The following is a 26,230-nucleotide window of genomic DNA, read 5'->3' as shown; positions in this document are numbered from 1 at the left end:
GTATGATATGAGAAAATGGGGCAGATTTTGCCCCATTTTTTATACTAAAGCTGAGTGGCAGATTTCATTTTTGATACAAACTCAGTAAGTTTTTTCAGCATTATTTCTGGTTGAGAAAGATTTTCTTCAATAATTTTGATTACGGCAGATCCGGAAATTGTACCAACTGCACCACTTGCTAACGTTTCTTTTATCTGTGCAGGTTCTGAAATACCAAATCCCTGTAATGGTGGTGCAGCATGATATTCCCGCAACTTGTTGACCAAATGATTTAAAGGATGTTCAGCGCGTCGTTCTGTGCCGGTAACGCCTGCTCGGGATAATAAATAGGTATATCCCCGGCCGTAAGAGGCGATTTCACGTAATAATTCATCTTCTGCGTTCGGAGGACAAATAAAGATAGGAGCAATACCGTATTTCATTGCTGCGGTACGGAATGGCCGTGATTCTGATACAGGAACATCTGCAACTAATACAGAATCGATATCTGCGTCTTTGCAGCGGCGATAAAACTCGTCTATGCCATTATGAAAAATCAGGTTGGCATACATCAATAAACCAATGGGAATATCAGGATATTTTGTCCGGATTTTTGCCAACAGTTCAAAACAAAGAGTGGGGGTAACATTTGAGGAGAAAGCGCGCAGATTGGCATTCTGAATTGTCGGGCCATCAGCTAGCGGATCAGAAAAAGGAATACCTAACTCAAGGGCGTCAGCACCACCTGCAATCAGTGCGTCAATAATTTCCAACGATAATTCCGGGTTTGGATCACCTAGTGTGACAAAGGGGACAAAAGCACCTTGTTTACGGCTTTCCAATTGTTTAAATAGCTGCTCGTAACGCTCCATCAGATTTCCCCCCTGGATTTTAAAATATCATGGACAGTAAATATGTCTTTATCACCGCGACCGGATAGATTGACGATCAGTAATTGCGCTTTATCAGGCGCTTGATGGATCATTTTCAAAGCATAAGCCAGCGCATGAGAGGATTCGAGAGCCGGAATAATGCCTTCTTCACGGGAAAGCGTTTTGAATGCAGCTAATGCTTCATCATCAGTGATGGAAAAATAGTCAGCTCGGCCGATACTGTTCAGATAGGCATGCTGAGGGCCGACGGAAGGGAAATCCAGACCGGCTGAAATAGAATAAGATTCTTCAATCTGGCCTTCATCTGTCTGCATCATGGGCGATTTCATACCAAAATAGATACCTAATTCGCCATGTTTCAGCGGGGCACCATGTTGGCCCGTTTCGATACCGTGTCCCGCGGGTTCAATACCAATCAAGCGTACTGATGTTTCAGGAATAAACTCGGCAAACATGCCAATGGCGTTGGATCCGCCACCAACGCAGGCCAGCACGGCATCAGGCAGACGTCCCTCTTTTGCCAGAATCTGGGCTTTGGCTTCTTCACCAATCATACGCTGGAATTCCCGAACTAGGGTTGGGTAGGGGTGTGGGCCAGCGGCGGTACCTAACAAATAGTGAGCCTTATCATAGCTGCCAGACCAGTCGCGTAGTGCTTCATTGCAGGCATCTTTTAGGGTTGCAGAGCCGCTGTGAACCGGGATAACTTCGGCTCCCATCAGACGCATGCGGAAGACATTAGGGGATTGGCGCTCGACATCTTTAGCACCCATATAAATACGGCATTTCATATTTAACAGTGCGCAGGTCAGGGCTGTTGCCACACCATGCTGGCCGGCACCGGTTTCCGCAATAATTTCATTTTTGCCCATGCGTTTCGCCAGTAATGCCTGACCAAGTACCTGATTGGTTTTATGAGCGCCGCCGTGTAATAGATCTTCTCGTTTCAGATAAAGGCGGGTTTTAGTGCCTTTAGTCAAATTACGACATAAAGTTAATGCCGTTGGTCTGCCTGCATAGTTTTTCAGCAGGTCCTGAAACTCTTGCTGGAATTCAGGATCTTGTTGAGCATCAATAAATGCCGCTTCTAATTGTTCAAGGGCTGGAATAAGGATCTGTGGCACAAATTGTCCACCGAAATCACCAAAATAGGGGTTAAGTTTACTCATTATTCTGTTTGTCCATTAGTCAAAGAGTCGTTGTTTATTGGTAGCTACGTAGACGCTGAAACACTTTACTCAATTTATGACTGCTTTTGATCCCCGGCGCACTTTCAACACCAGAGTTAAAATCAAGCCCGCAACAGCCATATTTTGCTGCCTGTTGGCAATTTTCTTCATTTAATCCACCTGCTAACATCACATTGTTGAGTGATTGTTTTTCAAGTAATTGCCAGTCGAAACTTTTGCTGGTCCCACCTTTGCCGTTATCAAGCAGATACCGATCAATATTTCCGGTTTTAGCGTGAAATGAATCTTTCGACATATCAATCGCTTTCCAAATCTGGCAGTTTTCAGGCAATAATTTCCGCAGTTCTTCAATATAAACTTCGCCTTCTGTTCCATGTAATTGCACCGCAGCGAGAGACAGACAGCGGGCGGTATGATTGATAAATGCAGATGATTGATTTTGAAATACCCCCACATATTTGAGAGCAGCCGCATTGATGATTTGTTGAGCTTGTTCGATATTAACTCTACGCAGAGAATGCTCAACGAATATCAAACCACCATAAACAGCCCCTGCTTGTAACGCCGTTTTAGCATCTTGTGGGCGAGTTAATCCACAGACCTTATTTTCCCCCAGAATCAGTTGACGTAATGCCAGATCCAGGTTGGACTGGGACATCAAAGCGCTGCCGATCAGAAAACCATTGGCATAATGGCTGAGTTCACGAATTTGCTGATGCTGGTGGATGCCTGATTCGCTGATAACAATTGTTCCTTCCGGTAACTGTGGCGCAAGTTGTCTGGTACGGTTTAAATCTATAGAAAGATCTCTGAGATCACGGTTATTGATACCAATAATTTTGGCTTTTAATGTGACAGCTCTGATCCGTTCTTCTTCTGAACTCACTTCAGTCAGTACGCCCATATTTAGACTATGCGCAAGTTCAGACAGCATAATATATTGCTCATCGTCAAGAACCGACAGCATCAGCAAAATTGCATCTGCCTGATAATAGCGAGCGAGATAAACTTGATAAGGATCGATAATAAAATCTTTGCACAGCACCGGCTGATGAACGGCATGACTCACCAAACGGAGAAAGTCATAGCTGCCCTGAAAATATTTTTCATCCGTTAATACTGAAATTGCGGCAGCATAAGGCTGATAAGTTTTTGCTATCAGGATGGGATCAAAATCCTGACGAATGAGTCCTTTTGAAGGCGATGCCTTTTTACACTCCAGAATAAAAACAGTCTGTTCACTGTTCAGCGCCTGATAAAAACGACGCTGGCTGGCAACAATAGAATCAATAAAGCTTTCCAAAGGTTGTTGTTGCTTGCGTTCAATAAGATATTCGGTTTTATCATTAACAATTTTCTGTAAAACGGTAGCTTGCATCATTAACTCCTTGCGGCAAGTGCGGTGACTCGTTCATAAGCCAGACCACTGTGAATGGTTTCAAGAGCTTGTTGCGTGTTATGACGTAAATTTTCCTGTCCATGAATTTTCATCAGCAGGGCAACATTAGCGGCAACGGCATCAGCATGGGCTTTCTTACCCCGGCCCTGTAACAATAGACTGAGCATTTCACGGTTTTCCTCCGGCGCCCCCCCTTTTAATGCCGATATTGGATGGTTTTGTAAACCAAAATCTTCAGCATTTAATTGATAATGAGCAATTTCTCCATCATTAAGTTCTGCAACGATTGTTGGTGCATGCAGGGCAACTTCATCCATTCCCCCACTGTGAACAACCGCTGCCCGTTGATAGCCCAGGATTTGCAAGGTACTGGCAATGGGGCCAACCAGCTCAGGGCTGTAAACGCCAATTAATGCCAACGGCGGGCGGGCCGGGTTAACCAGAGGGCCTAATACATTGAACAGCGTCCGGGTTTTCAGTTGCTGACGTACAGGTATCGCATGGCGGAATCCAACATGATACTGCGGCGCAAACAGAAAACAGATGCCGATTTCATCCAGGGCGTTGCGGGCACATTCTGCACTGATATCAAGCGCTATACCCAATGCCGCCAGCAAATCAGATGAACCGGAACGGCTGGAAACACCGCGGTTACCATGTTTGGCGACTTTAATATGACAAGCTGCTGCAACAAATGCACTGGCGGTTGAAATATTGATGCTGTTCGTTCCATCGCCCCCTGTTCCGACAATATCGCAGAAAGTGTAGTCTGGCCTCGGAAATGGCAGGGCATTTGCCAGTAACGCCTGCGCAGCACCGGCGATCTCCTGTGGCTGCTCACCGCGCAATTTCATACTGATAAGGACCGCAGCGAGTTGTGGCTCACTTAATTTTCCTTGAATGATGGCGGAAAACAGTTGCTGGCTTTCTTGTTGTGTCAGTATCTGTGCACTGAACAATTTGTCGAAAATAGATTGCATTTTCATACCTCCTTTTTAATTCAATGCCCAGGTCAGAGTTTGTTCAAGTAATCTGGCGCCATGTGTTGTGAGAATGGATTCTGGATGGAACTGGAATCCACAAACCTTATGTTTGTCGTGGCGAATAGCCATAACGGTGTCGCCACAACGGGCAGAAATCGTCAATTCAGATGGAATTCTGTGACCCGCCAAAGAGTGATAACGGGCAACGGGCAAAGGGTTCTCCAGATCAGCGAACATAGCTTGATTATCATGCTCTGCCAGAGAGGCTTTGCCGTGCAGGATTTCATCAGCGGCGGAAATCTCTCCACCATAGGCTTCAATAATTGCCTGATGTCCAAGACAGATGCCGATCACCGGAATTTTGCCGATTATTTTTTCGAGTAATTCAGGCATACAGCCCGCGTCAGAGGGTTTACCCGGTCCCGGTGAAAGCATCAGTAACGGAGAGGGTAGCGTTCTGAATTGCTGCATAATGATGTCAGTTGCAACGGTATTGCGATAGATAACAACCTGATGACCTTTATTGCGTAATTGATCGACGAGGTTATAGGTGAATGAATCCACGTTATCGAGCAGGAGAATATTCGCCATCAGAAAATCTCCTCTGCTTGATGTGCTTCCGCAATGGCACGAATGACGGCTCTTGCTTTGTTGCAGGTCTCTTCAGCTTCTGCCGAAGGTACGGAATCCAGTACTACGCCCGCGCCGGCCTGAATCGTCGCGATGCCATCTTCCACGTAAGCAGAGCGGATAACGATACAATTATCCATATCACCTCTGCCGGTGAAATAACCGACAGCGCCACCGTAGCTGCCACGACGTTCATTTTCGTAATGGGCGATAAGTTGCATTGCCCGAACTTTCGGTGCACCGGTAAGGGTTCCCATATTCATACAAGCTTGATAAGCATGGAAAATATCTAAGTCATGGCGTAATGTCCCGACCACACGGGAAACCAGATGCATGACAAAAGAGTAACGATCGACTTTTGTCAGATCAGCGACATAGCGGCTGCCGGGTTCACAAATACGGGCTAAATCATTACGGGCTAAATCAACCAGCATCAAGTGTTCAGCTAATTCTTTGTGATCTGTACGCATCTCCAGTTCAGTTCGGCTGTCCAGATCTGCATCCAACTCTCCGGCAGCATTGCGCCCACGGGGACGTGTGCCGGCGATAGGGTAAATCTCAATTTGACGATTAGACGCATCATATTTCAGTGCGCTTTCAGGGGACGCGCCGAACAGACAGAAATCTTTATCCTGCATGAAGAACATATAAGGACTTGGATTGCGTTGTTTAAGTTTTTGATAAGCATTAAGCGGTGCTGGACATGGCAGAGAGAAGCGCCGGGATGGAACCACCTGAAAAATATCGCCCTGGCGGATGTATTGTTGCAATTGTGTCACTATTTTTGCATATGTTTTGTCGTCCTGATTGCATAAAACTTTCATGGCCGGCAGAGAGATTTGTTGTACTGGCTCAGTGGGTTCTGTGATGAGTTTCGCTAATGTTTTCAACCGTTGCTTAAGACGTTGCTCTTCTTCTGGAGAATCACTAAATAGACTGATTTGCAGGCGTGCGCTTTTATTTTGATGGTCGATCACCATTAAAGTTTCTGCCAGATAAAAACAGAAATCAGGACAACGTTGAACAGTTTTTACTGTGGGTAACGGCTCAAACCCGGCGACCAGGTCGTAGGAAAAAAGGCCGCCAATGAATATTGCCTCTGCATTGTCTTGTGATGATAATTCGTATTGTGATGGCAATTCTGCCAGAGAAAGAAGGGCACGCAATGCATCAAATACAGATATGGCTTTCAGGCGACTATCTTCATCGATCATAGTGTGATTGATTGGCGGAAAGATCAATTGAAGAGAATCGTGTGTCATTTCAGATTGGACGTTGCTGGGAAATTTTTTGACCAAAATCGGTAATAAATCTCGGCCATTTTCTGTCAAGGCGTCAAAAGTGACCTGATTGCTGTTTGCGCTGATACGCAAGGCGCTGTCGATGATTAACAGGCTTTTCAGGCTTTTTTTACTGTTAATTTCTGCCGATTCCAGCAATAACGTTGCTGGTCGCTGACTACAAAGTTGATTGAATAGCCGTGCAGGATCGGGCTGATAAGTTATTTCCTGCTCAATGACTGTGAGTTTTGGTTGTTTATCCGTCATTTTTTCGTCCTGATTATGAGTTATGCATATAAAAAAACCCGCCTTTCTGGCGGGTTTTGGTAATTTGGCACTGTTGATTTATGTGCGTGACCATACCGCCCTTAATGGGAAGTTGTGCCACCAACGGATAGACATCATAAATACAGTCATTTTCAGTGCCTCTTTCGCATTAAATAGAGATGATATACGGGATGATACTGCCATTTCTTTTGTACTAGTAAACTGGAACGGTGTTTGTGTGTCAAGAATTTTATGAAAAAGATTCTATTAAATTTTTGTCGATTGGTTGGGTAAGGGTATAGAAGACGCGAATATTAATAAATTTATTATTTTACTGTCATAAATAACTAATATTATCATTTTATGATATCGCTATGATGCATATTTAATAATATTACACATATCAATTTTGTTTCATTAAAAACAGAATTTAGCTGTAGTAAATCTTGATTAAATAGCATGACTGGCTAGCTTTTTATTGAGTCAATAGGCAAACGACGAGAATAGACAATCAATTTTTATATCTGCATATGAAAAAAAGAGGTTTAACAGATATTGCTGTAAGAAGTAGTATTCAGACCTCTAACATATCGTGTTACTTAAAGTGTGCATTTTCATGCGCTTAAGATATTTAATCCTTTTTATTCAATACATTATAGGTATTCTTGGTAAGCAGTTTTTAATATGACTACTTATAAAGCCCTACTGAATTCCGGCATAGGTTGCCATGATGTAACTTTCTGATATTTAAAACAATTGTACCGTTAGTGGAGTATGATATGAGTAAAGATGAATCAAAAGCAGATAGTCAACTGGTATATCAAACTGATCCTGGATATAAGCATGGTACAGAACTTATCGGTGCGGGTGCTGCGCAAAAAACTTATGAGCTAAATAAGTTTGACCCTAAAAACGTTGATAACGCATTATCGTATACACCAACAAGACTGGCTAAAACAGTTTTCAATACCTATGACGAGAATGATGATTTTGCTGTTCTCTGTTATTTAACTGATTGGTCAATCTACGATAGGCGTCTAATGCCAACAGACGATGATGATTTTAAAATATATGGCGGCAGAGGTGCTGATTTAATGCGCCTTAAGGGTGATAAAGACAAAGGAAAACCGTTTAAAAGAATTATCTTTAGCTTTGCAGGTATTATTGGCGATACTGGAGAGAAACAAATAGCCATTATGACAGCGGCTAAAGATGGATGGAAGATGGGAGATACTGATGAAAATATAATTAAAGATCATAAAGGCAAACCTATCCCGATTGATTCTTGGGCTGATGTTGGTTCTTATCTTAATTGCGGTTTCAGTGGTTGGAAGGATGACGATTGGAAGTTATATGAACAAGATAAGGCACAAGGGGTATTAGGCGGTTTACATTTACTCCAGAAGGAAAATCCGGATCTGGAAATTTCTGTCAGTGTTGGCGGCTGGTCAATGAGTGGTGCTTTTTATGAAGTGTGTCGTGATGATACATTTCGCCAGCGGTTTGTTGAGGGTGTTAAAGATTTATATACCCGATTCCCTATGCTAACTCACATTGATCTTGATTGGGAATATCCTGGTTCTGCCGGAGCGGGCAATCCAAACGCTCCAGATGACTATGAGCATTTTGTCAAACTTATTAAGGATTTGAAGAGTGCGAATATCAGTAATTTAAAAGGGATCAGTATTGCTGCTTCTGCCGATATAGAAAAAATCAAAGCAGCGCATATTCCAGAATTGATCGCAGCCGGTGTTAATGAAATTAACTTAATGACTTATGATTTTTTCACATTAGGTGATCAAAAGCTTTCTCATCATAGCAATCTTTATCGTAATAAAGATGACCAATATTCTAAATACTCAGTCGATGATGCAGTTAATTATCTCATCTCTTTAGGTATTAATAAGAAATTAATTTATATCGGTTATTCTGGTTATACACGTAATGCCAGAACTGCGGAGCTAGAGAGTAATAATAATGAGCAGTTAGTTGGGAAATATACTGATGGAACATCTACGGTAGGGAGTTTTGAAAGCAGTGTCACTGAATGGACAGATATTATCTATAACTATGTTGATTATGAAAATCAAATAGGTCGTAATGGTTTTGCGGTTTTCCATGATCCGATTGCTAAAGCGGATTATCTTTACAATAAAGATCTCAAAGTATTTATGTCATTAGATACCCCCCGTTCAGTAAGGGAAAAAGGTCGCTATGTTAAAGAAAAGGGATTAGGTGGTTTATTTATCTGGACGGGTGATCAAGATAACGGTTTGTTAACTAATGCTGCTCATGAAGGGCTGGGGCGTAAACCAATTAAAAAAGTGGTTGAAATGGAGCCATTCTATTTCGAAGGTGAACTTCCTTCTTACGACAAACCGAAAGAGAAACAGTGTGAAACATGTAAATTAAATTGAATTGACTCTTTAAAAAATTTCACTGTTTAATGTGGTTATAGTTTCTATAACTGTTCTATTCAGGTGTTTCCGATTAATTAGGTTGGAATAATACAATGGATAAATATAAAAACTCTCCTGGTGAAAAACAGGATATAACAAAAGTATCACCGTTGTTGGCTGCGGTGGCAGAAATAAAATCGCCAGCATCGTCAATATTACCGACGAGTTATATATTGTTAAACTCAGTACAGAAGGAAGATAATTCCACTATCACCCTGCTTAATACACTCCAGCGTTTGGGTTATCATTCTATTTTTGACATTATTGAAGTGTCAAAACAACGTTTTATTAAACGCCATAATGAATCTTTATCTGGCCATGCAGAGGCGATTTTTGATAAAGCCGTTAGTGCGGCTAACCAACTGGTGCAAAATTATCGGCAAAGGCAACTGAGAGATTATGATGGTGAAACATTAAGAAAAGCGAGTCATCAGGCAAGATATTTTGCTTATAACAATGATAATGCTGATGAGAAAGAAAAATTACCTGATTACAGCAATTTATTTCCTGAACCTTGGGATAATTTCTGCCAGCCGGATGCTATTGAGTCTCTTGATAGTCCGGTAAATTACCTGCTTGATCTTTATAAATTCGTAAAACAAATAGAGCTGGATGGTTCTAATAATGCCGTGGGCTTGGAGCAAAGGCGCGCAGATATTCCTGACTTATTACTTGATAGTGATAATCTTTACAAAGAGATCACAGCAATATCTGTTGTGAATGATGTTTTGTCAAAAAGTGCCAGAGAATATATTGATCAAACAGGCCATGCGGATAAGACGGTTAATCAGGTTTTAGGAGAGACCCGTTTTCCATTCATATTACCTTATAGTCTGCCTTCTCAGCAGATTAATAAAGGCTTGGCTGAAAAAGAGACTGAATTAGGCACGATTATTCAGCAAGTAGATCAGCAATTTCCCTGGCATATCTTAACTGAAAAACGTGATCAGGCTTTGTTTGCCTATACTCAATTGAGTAAGGAGCAAATGACTTTACTGACAGAGAAAAGTCCATTTTCACAAAACTTTTTATCACGTGAACAACTTATTAAGAGTTATTTCAGTACAAGTACGACAGAAGTATTGCCTGAACGTGATATTTCAAAACATGCTTATATTATTCTTTCTGGTGAAAATATCACTGGGCCGACATCGTTGAGTGATAATGTCGATAAAGCCTATGATGAGATTGTGATTACCTGCGAAAATAAGGCTAAAGAGACAATTAAAGTTAAACTTCGCGGTGAAAATGTTCTGACCTATAACCGCGTAAAAGCAAGGATGGAACCATTTGATAATTCATCTCCATTCAGTCGGAAATTAAAGTTAACTTATGTAGAAAGTGATAATAGTGAAATTGGTAATTTGGATAATGGTCCTTTCTTTGGTGAAATGACAGTCTATGCTGCGGTGCCAAAAGAGAGCGAAAATAATACCTCGGTAAATATTGAAGGTGTTAATTTCCTGACTATGACTTACCGTTTTGCTATTGCCAAACAAGGTACTGAACAATCAGAATTATTGCCAGAAGCAGATAAATTTTTCCAAGATAATTATGGCCTTTCTGCGGATGACAGTGTGAAATTAACCGAGATTTTGTCTTTTGGTCAACAGACAGGATCGAAAGTGACAGATCTCGAGCACTTATTTAGCAGTGGTAACTTCCGGCCTTTAGTTTCACCGAATGCGGTGTTTTCTAATCCCATTTTTAATAGCGAGCAAACATCAGAACATTTTCCAGCACCTTACCATTATGGTGGTGTTTATATAAATTCTGGGCAATTAGAGGCATTAAGTATTGTCAGAACCGACTCTGGGCGCCAGATAAATGCAGTTTCTGATTTTCGTTATGATCGAATGAATCGCTTTATTCGTTTACAGCGTTGGTTAGCGTTACCCTATCATCAGCTTGACTTACTGGTAACCTCAGCAATAAAAGCTGAACCAAAGAATATAGAACTGGCTATTTCTAATAATACATTAAGAGCGTTAGGCTTATTCCAGCATTTATCTACACAATATAAAGTATTACCAGAGGCGTTTGCTGGATGGATATATCAAATTACACCATTCTCTATCAGCAATAATATTCCTTTTTTTGATCAACTTTTTAATCAGTCTAAACTTTTTGATCAGCCCTTAATCTTGGATGGTAAAGTATTTAGCTATACAGAAAATCAAGGAGATGGAGCGAAAACAGTCAAACAACTGTGTGCTGGATTAGCTATTTCTGTATCCACATTTCAAGTGATTGCGCCTATTGTTGAGAGTGCGCTGAAGCTCGCTTCTGGCAAATTGGTACGTAATCTCGACGTAGTGTCCAGACTTTATCGCTTAGTCACTATTCCACGATTATTTGGTTTTTCTGCGGAAGATGGATTGATTCTGGCCGATATTTTAACGGATAAAAGCGGGTATCTGGCAAATATACCGGCTTTAGGGGAGAAAGATGACATCCTCAGTATTATTGCCCGGATGGAAGTTTTAACGTCTTGGTTAGCCAAAATAAAACTGACACCTATCAAGCTCTCTTTATTATTAGGTAAAACTCAGCTTCCGTTAGTGCCAACAAGTGGAATGTTAACCTTTTATAAGGGAATTTCTGATGGTCTTACTGATAATGTGTGTTTAAAAAAATCTGATTTTAATCGGCAAGAGATAAATGACATAGATTGGTGGATTATTCTGTCAGATAAAGAGGGTGTTTTTGATAGAGATAATGGATTAGTAAAAGATATTCCATTGATATGGGGAAAAACGGACGAAGAATCTCTGAGGAAAAAGATTGAAGATATTGTCAAGGAGAAAAAGATAAATCCAGATAATAATCAAATTAATATTGTCTTGCAGATTATATTGCAAGCTAAAACCGCACAAGAGAGTTTATTATCTAGCGCTGTTGCCGGTGAATATGGTGTATCAAAAGATATTGTGCCATTACAGCTTCGTTGGTTGGGAAGTAGTGTCTACTCAGTACTGAAGCTGGTATTAGATAATACGCCAGAAAAAGTTGAGGATATTAAAAAAGAGTTTCTGGACCTGACTTACAGTCTGTTAATTTATACTCAATTAATTAATGCATTGAGCGTAAGTAATAATCTGTTGTTATTGCGCCTGACAAATCCTAAATGGCTTGGACTAAGCGCAGATGAAACAACAAAAATATCATTATCGTTAGATGAAATTTTCCTACTGAATCGCTATCAGGATTTATTGGAAAATGCAAAACAAAATGAAGATAAGACTCAAGAATATTTTACTTTTGCTAACAATGAAACTTTACTACAGTCAGAAGAAGATGATAACAATTATAAATGTGCGCAGTTACTGGCTGAAATTTTAGATTGGGATCCTGATGAAATTTATCTTGCTTGTGAAAAAGGAGGATTAGAAAAAACACGTGTAATGACTTTATCTCAAATAGATTGGATACGGCGACTACAACAACTTTCTGTGAAAACCAATTTGTCCGTTGAACCTTTATTAGGTGCTGGTGCACTTGACGTTAATTCAGGTTTTGAAGCTTTCCAAAGCATTGGTGAAGCGGTAATGGCCGCATTAAAAGCGCAAGGAGATGATGAGAATGTCTAATTTAATTGAAGCAAAATTACAGGAAAATCTGCGTGATGCATTAGTGGATTATTATCTTGGGCAGATTGTTCCGCATGATACCGCTTTTCAATCCCGGCGTGAAAAAATTAAAAATGTGGATGATCTGTATGATTTTTTGTTGTTAGACACTCAGGTTTCTTCCAAAGTAAAAACAGCCCGTGTCGCACATGTTACCCAGTCTGTACAACAATATATTAATCGTATTGTTTTGAATTTAGAGTCAGGTTTATCGATGACTCAGGAGGATGCAGATAATTGGCAGGAGTTTGCTAATCGTTATGGCTATTGGTCTGCAAATCAGCAACTGGCTATTTACCCGGAAGTTTATGTTGATCCCACATTACGTTTAACAAAGACAGAATTCTTCTTCCAACTTGAAAGTGCACTTAATCAAGGAAAGCTTACGGATGATGTTGCTCAGAAAGCCATATTGGGATATCTGAATAACTTCGAAGAGGTCAGTAATTTAGAGGTTATTGCGGGTTACGAAGATGGTGTTGGTATTGCCGATGATAAGGTCTATTTCATTGCCAAGACCCGTACCCAGCCCTACCGTTATTTTTGGCGGACTTTAGATGCCAAACAGCGCAATAATCAGACTGACGAACTGTATCCTACCGCCTGGAGTGAGTGGAAACTGATTAATGTCCCTTTAGAAAATACATATAACGGTATTGTTCGTCCAATTATCTTAAATAACCGGTTATATATTAGTTGGTTTGAAGTTTCTGAAGAAAAACAAGATAAAGATAATAATATTAAATATCGCACCAAACTTAATTTGGCCCATTTGGCGTTTGATGGTACCTGGAGTACCGGAACGACGGTTCGTGAAGATTTACTTGATCATGCTATGAAAGAGTTGATTGCTGTTCTCGATCGTACCGGAGATGTTGAACGTTTAGCGTTGGTTGCATTTGTGCGTATGCAAGGTACAGATGATAAGGAGAAATCTTTCGATTACGATGAGGTCTTCACCTATGTTTGTGACAACCTGTTAATGGCGGCAACGGATTTACCTAAATCACCTAATCCAAAGTTATCCGATCTGGATTCATACGGTGCGGCTTTAGTCTGGTTCTATTTCCGGGAACCATCGAATGGCGGGCCGGAAGAATATAAGCAATTGGTGCTTTATCCCGTTAATAATAATATGAAGTGGCCGATAGCGGGGGAAAAAGAGTTTGAAGGAAGTTTGGGTACAATAGATCAATTTGATCTGCAAGCTGTTTATGTTGAAGGGACACTGAATATATCTCTTACGTCCAAATCAACGTATAAATATGATTTTAGCAGAAGCAAAAATATTCTTTATTGTATTTGGCTGGAGGATAGCAAGGGTGAACGGTGTTGGCTGAAATATAAGGTGCTTACCCCGGAAGATTACGATCCAACATTGAGTGTGGTACTGAATCGGTGTGACAGGAATGATGTGACGGTTGTCACTGGTTTTAGCCTGCCATCAGAAACTGGAGCCGATATTGCAGGTAGAATTAAGCAAAAACTGAGTGTCGGTAAATTACTTCGTGACAAGGTTCAAATTAAGCAGACTAAACAAACCCAATATTTACAATTTCCAAAAGAAGAACAACCAGAAAGTTGGTATTCTGATCAAGCGATTCGTTTAAATACGCTTTTTGCAAAAGAGTTAATTAGTAAGGCGAGTCAGAAACTGGATAAAGTTCTGAGTTGGGAAACTCAAAATATTCATGAAGAGCCGATTACCGGCAATAATTCGAAACCCATCGATCTGAAAGGGTCAAATGGTATTTATTTCTGGGAATTGTTCTTCCATATGCCATTTATGGTGGCCTGGCGGTTTAATGTGGAACAGCGTTATGAAGAAGCCAGTCGCTGGATTAAGTTTATTTTTAACCCTTTTGAAAGTAGTGATGAACCAGCATTAACACAGGATAAGCCACGTTATTGGAATAGTCGCCCGATCATTGATGAGCCAAAACGATTGCGTAGTCTGATAGAACCGACGGATCCTGATGCAATTTCTGCCAGTGAACCTATTCATTATCGTAAGGCTATTTTTAACTTTTACGTTAAAAATGTTATCGATCAAGGTGATATGGAATATCGGAAGCTTCAACCTACTGCCAGAACGCTGGCGCGTCTAAGCTATGCAACGGCAAGTTCGCTATTGGGTGCCCGTCCTGATCTCCAATTAGCCAGTTCCTGGCAGCCAATCACTCTTGAAGATGCATCATATAAGAAGAATAGCGCCGTACGTGAATTGGAAATGATAAGTTATCCTTTGCCATATGCCCCGGTGGTCCATGATAAAACTATTCGTGCGCTTGATAATGATCTCTTTATGAAACCTATTAATGAAGAGTTGACTGCGTTGTGGGATAGAATAGAAAACCGGATTTACAATTTACGGCATAATTTAACGCTGGATGGTAAAGAAATTTCGATGGATCTTTATGATTCGAAAATTTCTCCCAGAGGGTTAATGAATCAGCGTTATCAGCGGGTTGTTGCTGCCAGAAATGCCAGCAGAATGAATTTCAGAGTGCCAAATTATCGCTTTGAACCAATGTTGACACGGGCAAAATCCGGTGTCGATACATTGATACAATTCGGTAGCACGTTGTTAAGTCTATTGGAACGCAAAGATAATCTGAGTTTTGAATCATTTCAGATGGTTCAGAATAACGATCTCTACCGTTTTGCCGTTGACCTCCAGCAACAGGATATCAATATTAACCAGGCCAATCTTGATGCGTTGCAAGTGAGTAAACAATCTGCTCAGGAGCGGTACCAACATTATAAAAGTCTTTATGATGAAAATATCTCGCCAACGGAACAACAGGTTATTGAATTACAATCTCAGGCATCTTCTGCCCTGTTGGCTTCACAAGTATCAAGGACCGCCGCGGCCGCGCTGGATTTAATCCCCAATATTTATGGATTGGCTGTCGGTGGTTCGCGCTGGGGAGCGGCTTTGAATGCGGTTGCTGAGATAGCGACACTGAAATACCAATCTGACAGTACTAAAGCGGAAAGTCTCAGTGTTTCTGAATCTTATCGCCGTCGTCGGCAGGAGTGGGAGCTGCAATATAAACAAGCTGACTGGGAAGTGAAGTCGATTGAACAACAAGTCAGTATCCAGCAGTTGCAGGTCAGTGCGGCCCGTAAGCGTTTGGCGCAAGTTGAAGCCCAGCAGCAGCAATCTCAGGCCCTGTTGGCTTATTTCTCCAGTCGTTTTACTAATGAAAGCTTATATACCTGGATGATTAGCCAGATTTCTAGCCTCTATTTGCAAGCTTATGATGCGGTTTCATCGTTGTGTTTGTCCGCACAAGCCTCTCTACAGTATGAACTTGGGTTAGGCGAGCAGAATTTTATTGATGGTGCGAGCTGGAATGATCTCTATCAAGGGCTGTTGGTAGGTGAAAATCTGAAATTGGCGCTGCAACGCATGGAACGTACTTATGTTGAGCAAAATTCACGTAGATTGGAAATTATCAAAACGATTTCGCTTAAATCTTTATTGGGCGAGTCTTGGGAAGATAACCTTAAAATTCTGCAAGCGCATAATGCCATCACGTTTAATCTGGATGAATTAAAACAATTTGGTGCGGATTATCCGGGTTTATTTAATCGGCGGATTAAATCAGTTTCGGTTACGCTGCCTATGTTAATTGGGCCTTATGCAGATATTTGCGCCAAATTAAGTTTGTCGGGTGTGAGCAGTTATACGACAAAAGCCGATCTCAAAACCGTTGAAAAGATGTTGAAAGAAGGGACTCGTGCGCAAACCCCTTATACTGTTCGCAGCATACAGCCCAATCAACAAATCGCTTTATCTACAGGTACTAATGACAGTGGGATGTTCACGCTTAATTTCGATGATGAGCGTTTCTTACCCTTTGAGGGGGTAGGAGTAGGATCGAGCTGGAATTTCCAATTTACCAATATCTCGCAGGATTTAGAAAGTCTGACGGATGTGATTCTGCATGTTCGATATACCGCGCAAGAAGGACCGGCATCATTTGGTATGGCTGTTAAAGCGTTATTAACAAAGGAAAATTCAGATTCATAATGGTGAGAATTAAGAATTAAATAAATTAGTCATCTGAATTTAAAATTCTTATTTTTTATCTTTAATATTTAAATTAGCCTCTTCTACCCATGGGGAGGCTAAATATAAATCGCATTGGAGTTTATAAATGGTAAATAAATATACTTATACTTCATCAAGATCCATGTCCGATGTCAGTGATATTATTGGTGAACCATTAACCGCATGGAAAAATCAGGCAGGCGGTCAAGTTTATAATGTTATTTTTAATAGTGGTGTTTATACCAATACTTATTGGGTTGAACGCTGGCATATTCCCGATCCTTCTTCTAAGGAGGGAACACCGCATAATGCCTGGAAATATATCCGTCCAGCGACAGAAGAAGAGATAAAACAGCATGGAAATCCTACTGACGGGAGTGTTAATCCAACCGAAGATATTCCTTCACCGGTTTTACAGCCGGATGATATTACAGAGAAAACCTATCAACTACCAGATGTTAATTTTAAGCCGGATGGTTCAGGTAACAATCTTTCCTACACTGCGACTCGTGTTTGTCGCCCGATGTTTAATGAATATGAGAGCGATAAATCCAGACCGAAACTTTCTGCTTATATTACTGATTGGTGCCAATATGATGCCCGCTTGGATGGTGAAAATGAAGAGGCGGGTGATCGGGGAAGGGGATTTGACTTAAGCACTATCAATATCACCGCCTATGATAAGTTAATATTCAGCTTCCTGGGTATTTACGGTGACACTGGTGTTAAAGGAAAGAAGATCAAGGAAGTTGCAGAGGGCTGGAATAGCCAGAGTGATATCAAAATTACCGAAGGTCATATTGTTCCTCTTGATCCTTATGGTGATTTAGGCACTGCCCGTAATGTGGGATTACCTCAGGAAAGTGCGAATACGGATATTAATTCCGGGACATTTCTGCCTTTTTATCAACAAAAGAAAGCATCGGGCTTATTAGGTGGATTACGCGAGTTACAAAAAAGAGCGCGTTTAGCGGGTCATAAACTTGAATTGGCTTTTAGTATTGGTGGCTGGAGTATGTCCGGTTATTTCTCAGTGATGGCGGCTGATGTAGCACAGCGTCGCGTTTTTGTTGACAGTATTGTTGATTTTTTTGAGCGCTTTCCCATGTTCAGTTGTGTCGATATTGACTGGGAATATCCTGGAAGTGCTGGTGAGGTCGGTAATGTTATCAGTGAAAAAGATGGGGAACATTATGCTTTGTTAATTAAAGAATTGCGTGAATCTCTGGATAGCAGATTTGGACGGGAGGCAAGAAAAGAGATTTCTATTGCCTGTAGTGGTGTAAAAGCGAAATTGGAAACATCTAATATCGCAGAATTAATTAAGAATGGCTTGGATAACATTTTCTTAATGAGTTATGACTATTTTGGTACTGGGTGGGCACCTTATATTGGTCATCATACTAATCTCTATTCACCAAAAGATCCTGATGCATCAGGTGCCTCTGATTTATCTGCGGAAGTTGCTATCAATTATTTACATCAGGATCTTGGCATACCTTTGGAGAAAATTCATTTAGGTTATGCTAACTATGGGCGTGCAGGGAAAGGGGCAAATCTTGAAACCCGTGCTTACGATATAAATGGCAATGCATTAGGAACAATGGAAAAAGGCTCACCTGAATTTTTTGATATTGTTAATAATTATCTGGATAGTGAACACACGCTTGCTACCGGGAAAAATGGTTTCGTGTTAATGACGGATACCAATGCTGATGCCGATTTCTTATTTAGTGAAAAAGAAGGGCATTTTATCTCATTAGATACGCCTCGCACGGTGAAACAGAAAGCTGAATATGTAGCCAAGAATAAACTGGGTGGTATATTTTCCTGGTCAGGTGATCAGGATTGTGGCTTATTGGCAAATGCCGCCAGAGAAGGGATGGGCTATGTTGCTAAATCTAATGATGAAACTATCGACATGGGGCCGCTCTATAATCCGGGTAAGTTCCAGTATTTGAAATCTATTGGTGAAATGAAGAAAAATTCTGATTAACTTTCATCCTTTATAGGAAGAAGTATGAAATTTCTTACCTTTTAAAATGATAATATTCAGCCCGGTATTTAGGGCTGAATACCGTTCTTTTCTGTAAAACGTCGCCATTTACCGTTAAGCTACCGGGTCGTATGTTCTAATCTATTCGGGCAGGAAAAGGAATAATGACAAATTCGACCTCTGAGTTGGTGACAATTTATGATCTTCATAGCCATACGACAGCATCGGATGGTTCACTTTCACCATCAGAGTTGGTTGAACGGGCGGTGGCAATGGGAGTTAATGTATTGGCAGTGACTGATCATGATACGACAAATGCTATTCCTCTGGCCCATGAACATATCCGCAATCATCATCTGCCCTTGAAATTAATACCCGGCGTTGAGATATCTACCCTGTGGGAAAATATGGAGATTCACATTGTGGGCCTGAATATAGATATTCAGGCAATTGCAATAACTGAATTGTTGGGTAAACAGGCTGAACTCAGGAAAGCGCGCGGAATTGAAATAGGTCGCCGGCTGGCAAAAGTCGGTATTCCTGATGCTTGGGCAGGAGCAAGTCAGTTAGCGGGGGGTGGTCAGGTGACGCGGAGCCATTTTGCTCGTTATTTAATAAAAATCGGTAAAGAGCCGACTATTGCGAAGGTATTTAAAAAGTATCTGGCAAAAGGGAAAATAGGATACGTTCCACCGCAATGGTGTACAATTGAACAAGCTATTGATGCCATTCATCAATCAGGCGGACAGGCAGTGATTGCGCATCCGGGGCGATATGATTTATCTGCCAAATGGTTGAAACGTTTGATTGTCTGGTTTAAGCAACATGGTGGTGATGCAATGGAGGTTGCACAGTGCCGGCAGGCACCTAACGAGCGGAAACATCTCGGTCAATTGTCACGGGAATATGATTTGATGGCATCGTTAGGTTCTGATTTTCACCAGCCTTGTTCATGGATAGAGTTAGGGCGTAAATTGTGGTTACCCGGTGATGTGATACCAATATGGCGCAACTGGTCACTGTAGGGGCTGCATAAAATAAGAGGCAATTTATGAGCCAGTTTTTTTATATTCATCCTGATAATCCGCAACCACGCTTAATCGCGCAAAGTGTGGATGTGTTCAAAAAAGGTGGGGTCGTGGTTTACCCAACTGATTCCGGTTATGCGATTGGTTGCCATCTGGAAGATAAAGATTCGATGACCCGGATATGTCGTATCCGTCAGTTGGACAGTAATCATAATTTCACCTTGGTGTGTCGTGACTTATCAGAGATATCGACCTATGCTTATGTTGATAATTCGGCTTTTCGGCTGATTAAGAATAATACGCCAGGTAATTACACCTTTATTTTGCGGGCGACCAAAGAAGTGCCTCGTCGTTTGATGAATGATAAGCGGAAAACCATTGGGCTACGTGTTCCATCTAATCCAATTGCGCTGGCTCTTCTTGAACAAGTGGGTGAACCATTGATGTCCACCAGTCTCATTTTACCGGGGAATGATTTTGCTGAATCTGATCCGGAAGAGATTAAAGATAATTTGGGTAAACTGGTTGATCTGATTATTCACGGTGGTTATTTAGGGCAGCAACCGACAACGGTAATTGATTTGACTGAAGATACGCCTGTTGTCATACGCGAAGGTGCCGGGAATGTAACGCCATTCTTATAGGTTAAGCAGTAATCATTTTTAGAGTCTATATAAAGCCGGTGTATAATATACTGGCTTTATACCCGTTATCTTTCAAGTTGCCTCTTTGTTGGCTGCACTCGCTCACCCCGGTCACATAGTTATCTATGCTCCCGGGGATTCGCTCCCTTGCCGTCGCGATGCATCTTGAAATCTATCGGGTATATATTTTTGATTTTCAATTGAATTGAAATTTTTATTATTTCTTTGAATTATTAATAGTAACCAAATAAAATCATCATGGTATTAATAATTAAATTGATTTTAATAAATCGATAATAAAATATTTACCTCACCTAAGATAAGTTTTCTAAAATATTATTAGGTATAAAACTTTAATCTGGTTTTTTTAAATAAATAGCAGTGTAAAGTATCACAGTAATTAATTAAGGTGATGTCTATTTAATGAAGAGTAAAATAATTGATGGATTAAGAAACTATAGAAATTTCACCAATGTCTTGCATTGATTATTTTATTATATTTAATAATTATCTTATTTTTTAACTCTTAGGGGGATTTATATCTTTGGATAATCATGTTTTAGCTTGGCTATAGCAGTAATAAATCTGTGCTTTTCCAATGAGTTTCGGGGTGGATGATAAATGGGTATATTTATTGGAATCATTGATTCCAAAATTAGTGTAGAATGCCCGGCCACGGACTGGAGTGTATGACTTGTTTTCTAACACTTTATGTTAAAAAATTTATTAAAATCAGTTTGTTATGGTTTTTTTCTAATGTGACATATTGATTGATATATATAACACGACGCCTGTGAAGGCGACAGCAGAGGTTGCTCAATGAGCGGTAAGACACAAAAATCTGAAAAGTTACAGAAAATTCTCGCGCGTTCCGGTCACGGTTCTCGCCGCGAAGTAGAAGGTTATATTCAACAGGGGCGCGTCAGTGTTGACGGCAAGATTTCCACTTTAGGTGATCGCATTGAAGTTCAGCCCTCCACAAAAATCCGCCTTGATGGTCGGATATTAAATATCAAAGAACCACAAAAAGAAGTTTGCCGTGTTCTGGCTTATTACAAACCAGAAGGTGAACTTTGCACCCGCCATGATCCAGAAGGGCGGCCAACCGTTTTTGATCGTCTGCCTAAGCTATTGGGCTCCCGCTGGATAGCGGTTGGACGTCTGGATGTGAATACCTGTGGTTTGTTGCTGTTTACCACAGATGGTGAGCTGGCGAACCGTTTGATGCATCCAAGCCGGGAAGTTGAGCGCGAATATGCTGTTCGGGTTTTTGGTGAAGTTGATGATGCCAAACTGAAACAGCTGACTAAAGGGATTCAACTGGAAGATGGTCCGGCATCATTCTGTACTGTCGCGTTCAAAGGCGGTGAGGGGATGAACCAATGGTATAACGTCACGCTGACAGAAGGACGCAATCGTGAAGTTCGTCGTCTTTGGGAAGCTGTGGGTGTACAAGTGAGCCGTCTTATTCGTGTGCGTTATGGTGATATTGGCTTGCCAAAAGGTTTACCACGCGGCGGTTGGACAGAACTTGGCTTGGAGCAGACTAACTATTTGCGCCAATTAGTGGGTTTGAATGCAGAGATGGTTTCCAAAGTGGCGGTTGAACGTGATCAACGCCGTCTTAAAGCTAACCAAATCCGCCGTGCAGTTAAACGCCATACTCAGGGAACATCACGTCCATCGGCAGGAAAGCGCCCGGGGAGCTCCCGCCAGAATGCGGGGCGTCCAACTGCCCCAAAAGGCCGCTAATTTCTATTTCCAGGCTCTGTGGGCCTCGTGTAATCACGGGGCCTTTTTTACCAGTCGATTCCTTTTTGTGCTTTAATGCCGGCATCAAAAGCATGTTTTACCGGGCGCATCTCTGTGACGGTATCGGCCATTTCCAATAATTCACGGTGGCAACCGCGGCCGGTAATAATAACGGATTGGTGTTCTGGCCGGTGTTTCAGGGCAGTAATCACATCTTCAAGAGGAAGATAGCCGTAACTCACCATATAAGTTAGTTCATCCAGTACCACTAGATCCAAATCAGGATCGGCCAGCATTTCCAACGCGTGGCGCCATACCTGGTGGCAGGCTACGGTGTCGGTTTCCCGGCTTTGGGTTTCCCAGGTAAAACCTGTCGCCATAACATGGAAATTCACACCATGCTGTTCCAGCAGGTTTTTCTCGCCATTCGCCCATTTACCTTTTATAAATTGGATAACACCGGCACGTAACCCATGACCTACCGCACGGGTCACTGTGCCAAAAGCCGCCGTGGTTTTGCCTTTTCCATTGCCGGTAAAAACGATGAAAATTCCCCGTTCTAGCTGTGCAGATTCAATACGGGAATCGACTTTTTCTTTCAGGCGTTGTTGCCTTTTTTGGTGCTGGTTGTCATTGATTGTCATTATTCGGCTGGTCCTGCTTTGCGTCCGGGTTGCGCATCAAAACTGATGCCTGTTTTACGCAGACTGTCGCTGCCCATGAGATAAAGATACAGCGGCATAATATCCGCTGGTGTTTTCAGTTTAGCAGAATTTTCGTTAGGGAATGCGTTGGCTCGCATATTTGTGCGTGTGCCTCCAGGGTTGATGCAATTAACGCGCAGAGAACGGTGTTTATATTCTTCCGCTAAAACTTGCATCATACCTTCAGTTGCAAATTTAGAGGCGGAATAAGCTCCCCAACCACTGCGACCTTCACGGCCAACGCTTGAACTGGTAAAGATTAATGATCCGTGAGGTGATTTCAATAATAACGGAAGCAATGCCTGAGTTAACATAAAGGTTGCATTGACGTTGACTTGCATAACATCGTGCCATAACTGAACCGGCTGTTCTGCCATTGGTGCGACGGCACCCAGTAATCCGGCGTTATGTAATACACCATCCAGACGTGGATAGTGTTTCGTTAAATCGTCAGCAAATGTTTTACACTCTTCGGCTGTTGTGGTGAGTAGATCCATGGTGTAAATAGCTACAGGGGTGCCACCTGCTTGTTCTATCTCTTTTTTGACAGCTTCCAGTTTGTGTGTGGTTCTGCCAAGTAAGATCATTTGTGCTCCATAACGGGCATAAGTCAAAGCCACTTCACGACCAATCCCATCTCCAGCGCCTGTAACCAGAATAATACGTTGTTGTAGGAGGTCATGTTTAGGTTGGTAATGTAACATTTGAAGATTTCCTGTTATTGATATACCCGTTATCTTTCAAGTTGCCTCTTTGTTGGCTGCACTCGCTCATCCCGGTCACATAGTTCGCTATGCTCCCGGGGATTCGCTCCCTTGCCGTCTCGATGCATCTTGAAATCTATAGGGTATAGAGCGATTTTTTGCCGCCGGAGGCAGTTCAGGCTATCAAAACAGAAATTGATATATTGAGTCAAATTTGTAAAAGCTGATTGCTTAAACAGTAAAGGGTGAAACATTGCAGGCGTTAATATCGGTTTTTAGTTAGAATGAAAAATATTAATTATCAGAAGACAAAGGTGGGTTTTGTGGAGTATTTATCTCTTTACGGGTTGTTTTTAGCCAAAGTGATAACGCTGGTGTTGGCCGTTATTGCCTTGGCTATATTTGGTATTGGTATGGGAATGCGAAAATCTTCGCTAAAAGGCGAGCTGAAACTGACAGACCTTGGCGAATCATACCGGGATAAACAGCGTCAAATGCAGCAGGCTCGAATGACCGAAGCCGAAAGAAAAATCTGGCGCAAAGAGTTTAATAAACAACAAAAGCTCGAATCCAAGCAGAAGAAGAGTAAGGCTAAGACAGGGCAGAAAGGATTACAGAAACCTTGTTTCTATGTGCTGGATTTTAAAGGCAGTATGGATGCACATGAAGTGGATTCATTACGTGAAGAGATTAGCGCGGTTCTGGCAGTGGCAGATGCAAAAGATGAAGTCTTGCTGCGTCTTGAAAGCCCCGGTGGAATGGTTCATGGTTACGGACTTGCCGCTTCACAGCTTGCTCGTCTGCGCCAGAAAGGTGTCCGCCTGACGGTCGTCGTAGATAAAGTGGCTGCCAGTGGTGGTTATATGATGGCTTGTGTTGCTGATCGGATTGTTGCCGCGCCATTTGCCATTATTGGTTCTATTGGGGTGGTTGCTCAGATCCCAAATATTCATAAGTTATTGAAGAAAAATGATATTGATGTAGAACTGCATACGGCTGGTGAATATAAGCGCACATTGACTTTTTTAGGGGAAAATACAGAGCAGGGCCGGAAAAAATTCCAGGAAGATCTCAATCAGACTCACGAATTGTTCAAAGCGTTTATTCATACACATCGTCCATTGCTTGATGTGGAAAGTGTCGCTACAGGCGAATATTGGTATGGCACACAGGCGAAAGAAAAAGGGTTGATTGACGAAATTGGTGTCAGTGATGATCTGTTAATTACTCAAATAGATCACTGTGAAGTTATTGGTGTCAGTTATACACGTCGTAAACGCATGGTAGAGCGTTTCACTGGCAGTACAATGGAAAGCATTGATAAACTGTTATTACGCTGGTGGCAGAGAGGAGAAAAGCCTTTGCTTTGATTAAAATACCCCGGCTTTGAATGAATAAATCCTGGCGTACCCGAAACGGCGTTTTTTCTTAATGCTTTGGGGCGCTTTGGTATCGTGTCTGTTAACAGCCCGGTTGATACGCTGATTGAACCGGGCCACGCTCATTTCCCATTTATCGTCAAGATGTTATTCCCCTGAAAAACCAGATATTTTGTCCCTGTTAAAACATTACAGGTGTTACATAATTTGCTTTATATACCACTTCACCTATGTGATGAGAATCAGGATTTTCTACACTCATAATTGGTACTCTGGCTTCGCGTTTATGTGTTCTATCTGGCTGATTTCCAAACAAGTATAAGTCACTTTTACACCGAATCGTTGGTGCATTTAAACGCACTATACATATTCCCCAAAATGGCGACTTATTAATAATATTCCTAAGGAAATAAAGTATTATGGCTATTTCGCAATACGATATTCATACCCGTCATGCTGTCATCTCTGTTACTGATACTGGCGGTAATGGGTTACCTGTACTCTTTATACATGGTAATTCAAGCAGTAAAGACGTTTTTCGCCATCAAGTGAGATGTTTTGGCGACGAATACCGCATTTTGACTATTGATTTGCCAGGGCATGGCGCTTCATCAAACGCAGTGGATCCTCGCCGGACTTATTCTATATCTGGTTATGCTCTCTGCATTATCGAAGTACTGGAAAAATTAGGCATCAATAAAGTTGCTGTTTTCGGATGGTCACTGGGTGGTCATATCGGGTTGGAAATGATCTCGCGATTCCCGGGGATTGTTGGATTGATGATTTGTGGCACGCCTCCGGTGAGTCCAGGCGAAGAAAATGTCAGCCTTGGATTTAAGCCAAGCCGGTTCATGGCAATATCGGGTAAGGCTTCGCTGACTGAAGAGGAAATTACAGATTATACTTTGGCGCTGTATGGCAAAAACGCGCTTAGTGAACCATTTCTTAGAGCCGCAGTTGCACGGACTGATGGTTTAGCCCGGCAATATATGTCCGAAGCGTCTGTTTCACCCGATGTCATGGATCAACGATTGTTGGTTGAAACAAACCCAACTCCTCTAGCGATTGTTAATGGAGCAGAAGATTTATTTGTCAATATTGACTATATCAATGGAATAACCTACAAAAATCTCTGGACTGGTCGTGTTTATAATTTAGCCAATCTTGGGCATGGACCATTTTGGGAAGCGCCGGAGAGGTTTAATGTCATGATGGCGGGTTTTTTCTCCGATCTTCACCTGAAGATTAAATAAT

17 protein-coding genes and 1 other annotated feature are annotated in these 26,230 nt (G+C 41.6%); of the genes, 9 read left to right on the top strand and 8 right to left on the bottom strand.

Translation table 11 applies throughout. The features are described from left to right. Nucleotides 1–44: 44 nt before the first annotated feature. The 6 genes from trpA to ACGF63_RS01655 are packed head-to-tail and all read right to left on the bottom strand — an operon-like array spanning nt 45 to nt 6,621. On the bottom strand, nt 45–851 hold the full coding sequence (gene trpA / locus ACGF63_RS01680) for a tryptophan synthase subunit alpha (RefSeq protein WP_387628453.1): 807 nt from the start codon (nt 849–851) through the stop codon (nt 45–47). Continuing rightward, nucleotides 851–2,041, bottom strand: coding sequence for a tryptophan synthase subunit beta (gene trpB / locus ACGF63_RS01675; RefSeq protein WP_036846924.1), 1,191 nt, complete (start codon nt 2,039–2,041; stop codon nt 851–853). The genes trpA and trpB overlap by 1 nt, the downstream gene beginning before the upstream one ends. A 34-nt stretch (nt 2,042–2,075) precedes the next feature. Further along, nucleotides 2,076–3,440 (bottom strand): bifunctional indole-3-glycerol-phosphate synthase TrpC/phosphoribosylanthranilate isomerase TrpF, encoded by a 1,365-nt coding sequence (gene trpCF / locus ACGF63_RS01670; RefSeq protein ID WP_387628588.1) that lies wholly within the window; start codon nt 3,438–3,440, stop codon nt 2,076–2,078. Nucleotides 3,441–3,442: 2 nt separating this feature from the next. Then, complete coding sequence (gene trpD, locus ACGF63_RS01665; protein ID WP_152961957.1) at nt 3,443–4,441, bottom strand: anthranilate phosphoribosyltransferase; 999 nt, start codon at nt 4,439–4,441, stop codon at nt 3,443–3,445. Nucleotides 4,442–4,456: 15 nt separating this feature from the next. Further along, complete coding sequence (locus tag ACGF63_RS01660; RefSeq protein WP_152961959.1) at nt 4,457–5,035, bottom strand: gamma-glutamyl-gamma-aminobutyrate hydrolase family protein; 579 nt, start codon at nt 5,033–5,035, stop codon at nt 4,457–4,459. Then, a complete protein-coding gene (locus ACGF63_RS01655; RefSeq protein ID WP_152961961.1) occupies nt 5,035–6,621 on the bottom strand; it encodes an anthranilate synthase component 1 in 1,587 nt (528 codons plus the stop codon). Before ACGF63_RS01655 ends, ACGF63_RS01660 begins: the two co-directional genes overlap by 1 nt. A 28-nt stretch (nt 6,622–6,649) precedes the next feature. Then, nucleotides 6,650–6,750, bottom strand: a sequence feature (Trp leader region). A 650-nt stretch (nt 6,751–7,400) separates the two neighbouring features. Here ACGF63_RS01655 and ACGF63_RS01650 point away from each other — a divergent pair. The 7 genes from ACGF63_RS01650 to rluB all read left to right on the top strand — a co-directional run bounded on the left by ACGF63_RS01650 (nt 7,401) and on the right by rluB (nt 22,189). Continuing rightward, nucleotides 7,401–9,038, top strand: a complete 1,638-nt coding sequence (locus ACGF63_RS01650) for a glycoside hydrolase family 18 protein (protein WP_036846944.1) — start codon at nt 7,401–7,403, stop codon at nt 9,036–9,038. A 95-nt stretch (nt 9,039–9,133) separates the two neighbouring features. Beyond that, a complete protein-coding gene (locus tag ACGF63_RS01645) occupies nt 9,134–12,670 on the top strand; it encodes a Tc toxin subunit A (protein WP_387628446.1) in 3,537 nt (1,178 codons plus the stop codon). Continuing rightward, complete coding sequence (locus tag ACGF63_RS01640; protein ID WP_152961965.1) at nt 12,663–16,748, top strand: neuraminidase-like domain-containing protein; 4,086 nt, start codon at nt 12,663–12,665, stop codon at nt 16,746–16,748. Before ACGF63_RS01645 ends, ACGF63_RS01640 begins: the two co-directional genes overlap by 8 nt. 127 nt (nt 16,749–16,875) lie before the next feature. After that, nucleotides 16,876–18,765, top strand: a complete 1,890-nt coding sequence (locus ACGF63_RS01635; protein ID WP_036846952.1) for a glycoside hydrolase family 18 protein — start codon at nt 16,876–16,878, stop codon at nt 18,763–18,765. A gap of 164 nt (nt 18,766–18,929) precedes the next feature. Beyond that, nucleotides 18,930–19,790, top strand: coding sequence for a PHP domain-containing protein (locus ACGF63_RS01630; protein WP_036846955.1), 861 nt, complete (start codon nt 18,930–18,932; stop codon nt 19,788–19,790). Between the two features lie 26 nt (nt 19,791–19,816). Next, entirely contained in the window at nt 19,817–20,437 is a 621-nt protein-coding gene (locus tag ACGF63_RS01625; protein WP_036846958.1) for an L-threonylcarbamoyladenylate synthase, read from the top strand. Nucleotides 20,438–21,256: 819 nt separating this feature from the next. Then, nucleotides 21,257–22,189 (top strand): 23S rRNA pseudouridine(2605) synthase RluB, encoded by a 933-nt coding sequence (rluB, locus tag ACGF63_RS01620; protein WP_036846961.1) that lies wholly within the window; start codon nt 21,257–21,259, stop codon nt 22,187–22,189. 47 nt (nt 22,190–22,236) lie between these two features. Here the strand turns inward: rluB and cobO are convergent, their stop codons facing one another. Then, a complete protein-coding gene (cobO, locus tag ACGF63_RS01615; protein ID WP_036846963.1) occupies nt 22,237–22,833 on the bottom strand; it encodes a cob(I)yrinic acid a,c-diamide adenosyltransferase in 597 nt (198 codons plus the stop codon). Continuing rightward, complete coding sequence (locus tag ACGF63_RS01610; protein WP_036846965.1) at nt 22,833–23,597, bottom strand: YciK family oxidoreductase; 765 nt, start codon at nt 23,595–23,597, stop codon at nt 22,833–22,835. The genes cobO and ACGF63_RS01610 overlap by 1 nt, the downstream gene beginning before the upstream one ends. A gap of 323 nt (nt 23,598–23,920) precedes the next feature. On the opposite strand from ACGF63_RS01610, the gene sohB reads away from it, so the two are divergent. Both sohB and ACGF63_RS01600 read left to right on the top strand, forming a co-directional pair. After that, nucleotides 23,921–24,967 (top strand): protease SohB, encoded by a 1,047-nt coding sequence (sohB, locus tag ACGF63_RS01605; RefSeq protein WP_162524074.1) that lies wholly within the window; start codon nt 23,921–23,923, stop codon nt 24,965–24,967. A 428-nt stretch (nt 24,968–25,395) separates the two neighbouring features. Beyond that, complete coding sequence (locus ACGF63_RS01600; RefSeq protein ID WP_387628437.1) at nt 25,396–26,229, top strand: alpha/beta fold hydrolase; 834 nt, start codon at nt 25,396–25,398, stop codon at nt 26,227–26,229. Nucleotide 26,230 lies beyond the last annotated feature (1 nt).

This window comes from Photorhabdus sp. RM322S (assembly GCF_042879395.1).
Lineage (GTDB): Bacteria > Pseudomonadota > Gammaproteobacteria > Enterobacterales > Enterobacteriaceae > Photorhabdus > Photorhabdus khanii.
The sequence above is the reverse complement of the archived record's forward strand: the minus strand, read 5'-3'. Positions and strand labels throughout refer to the sequence as shown.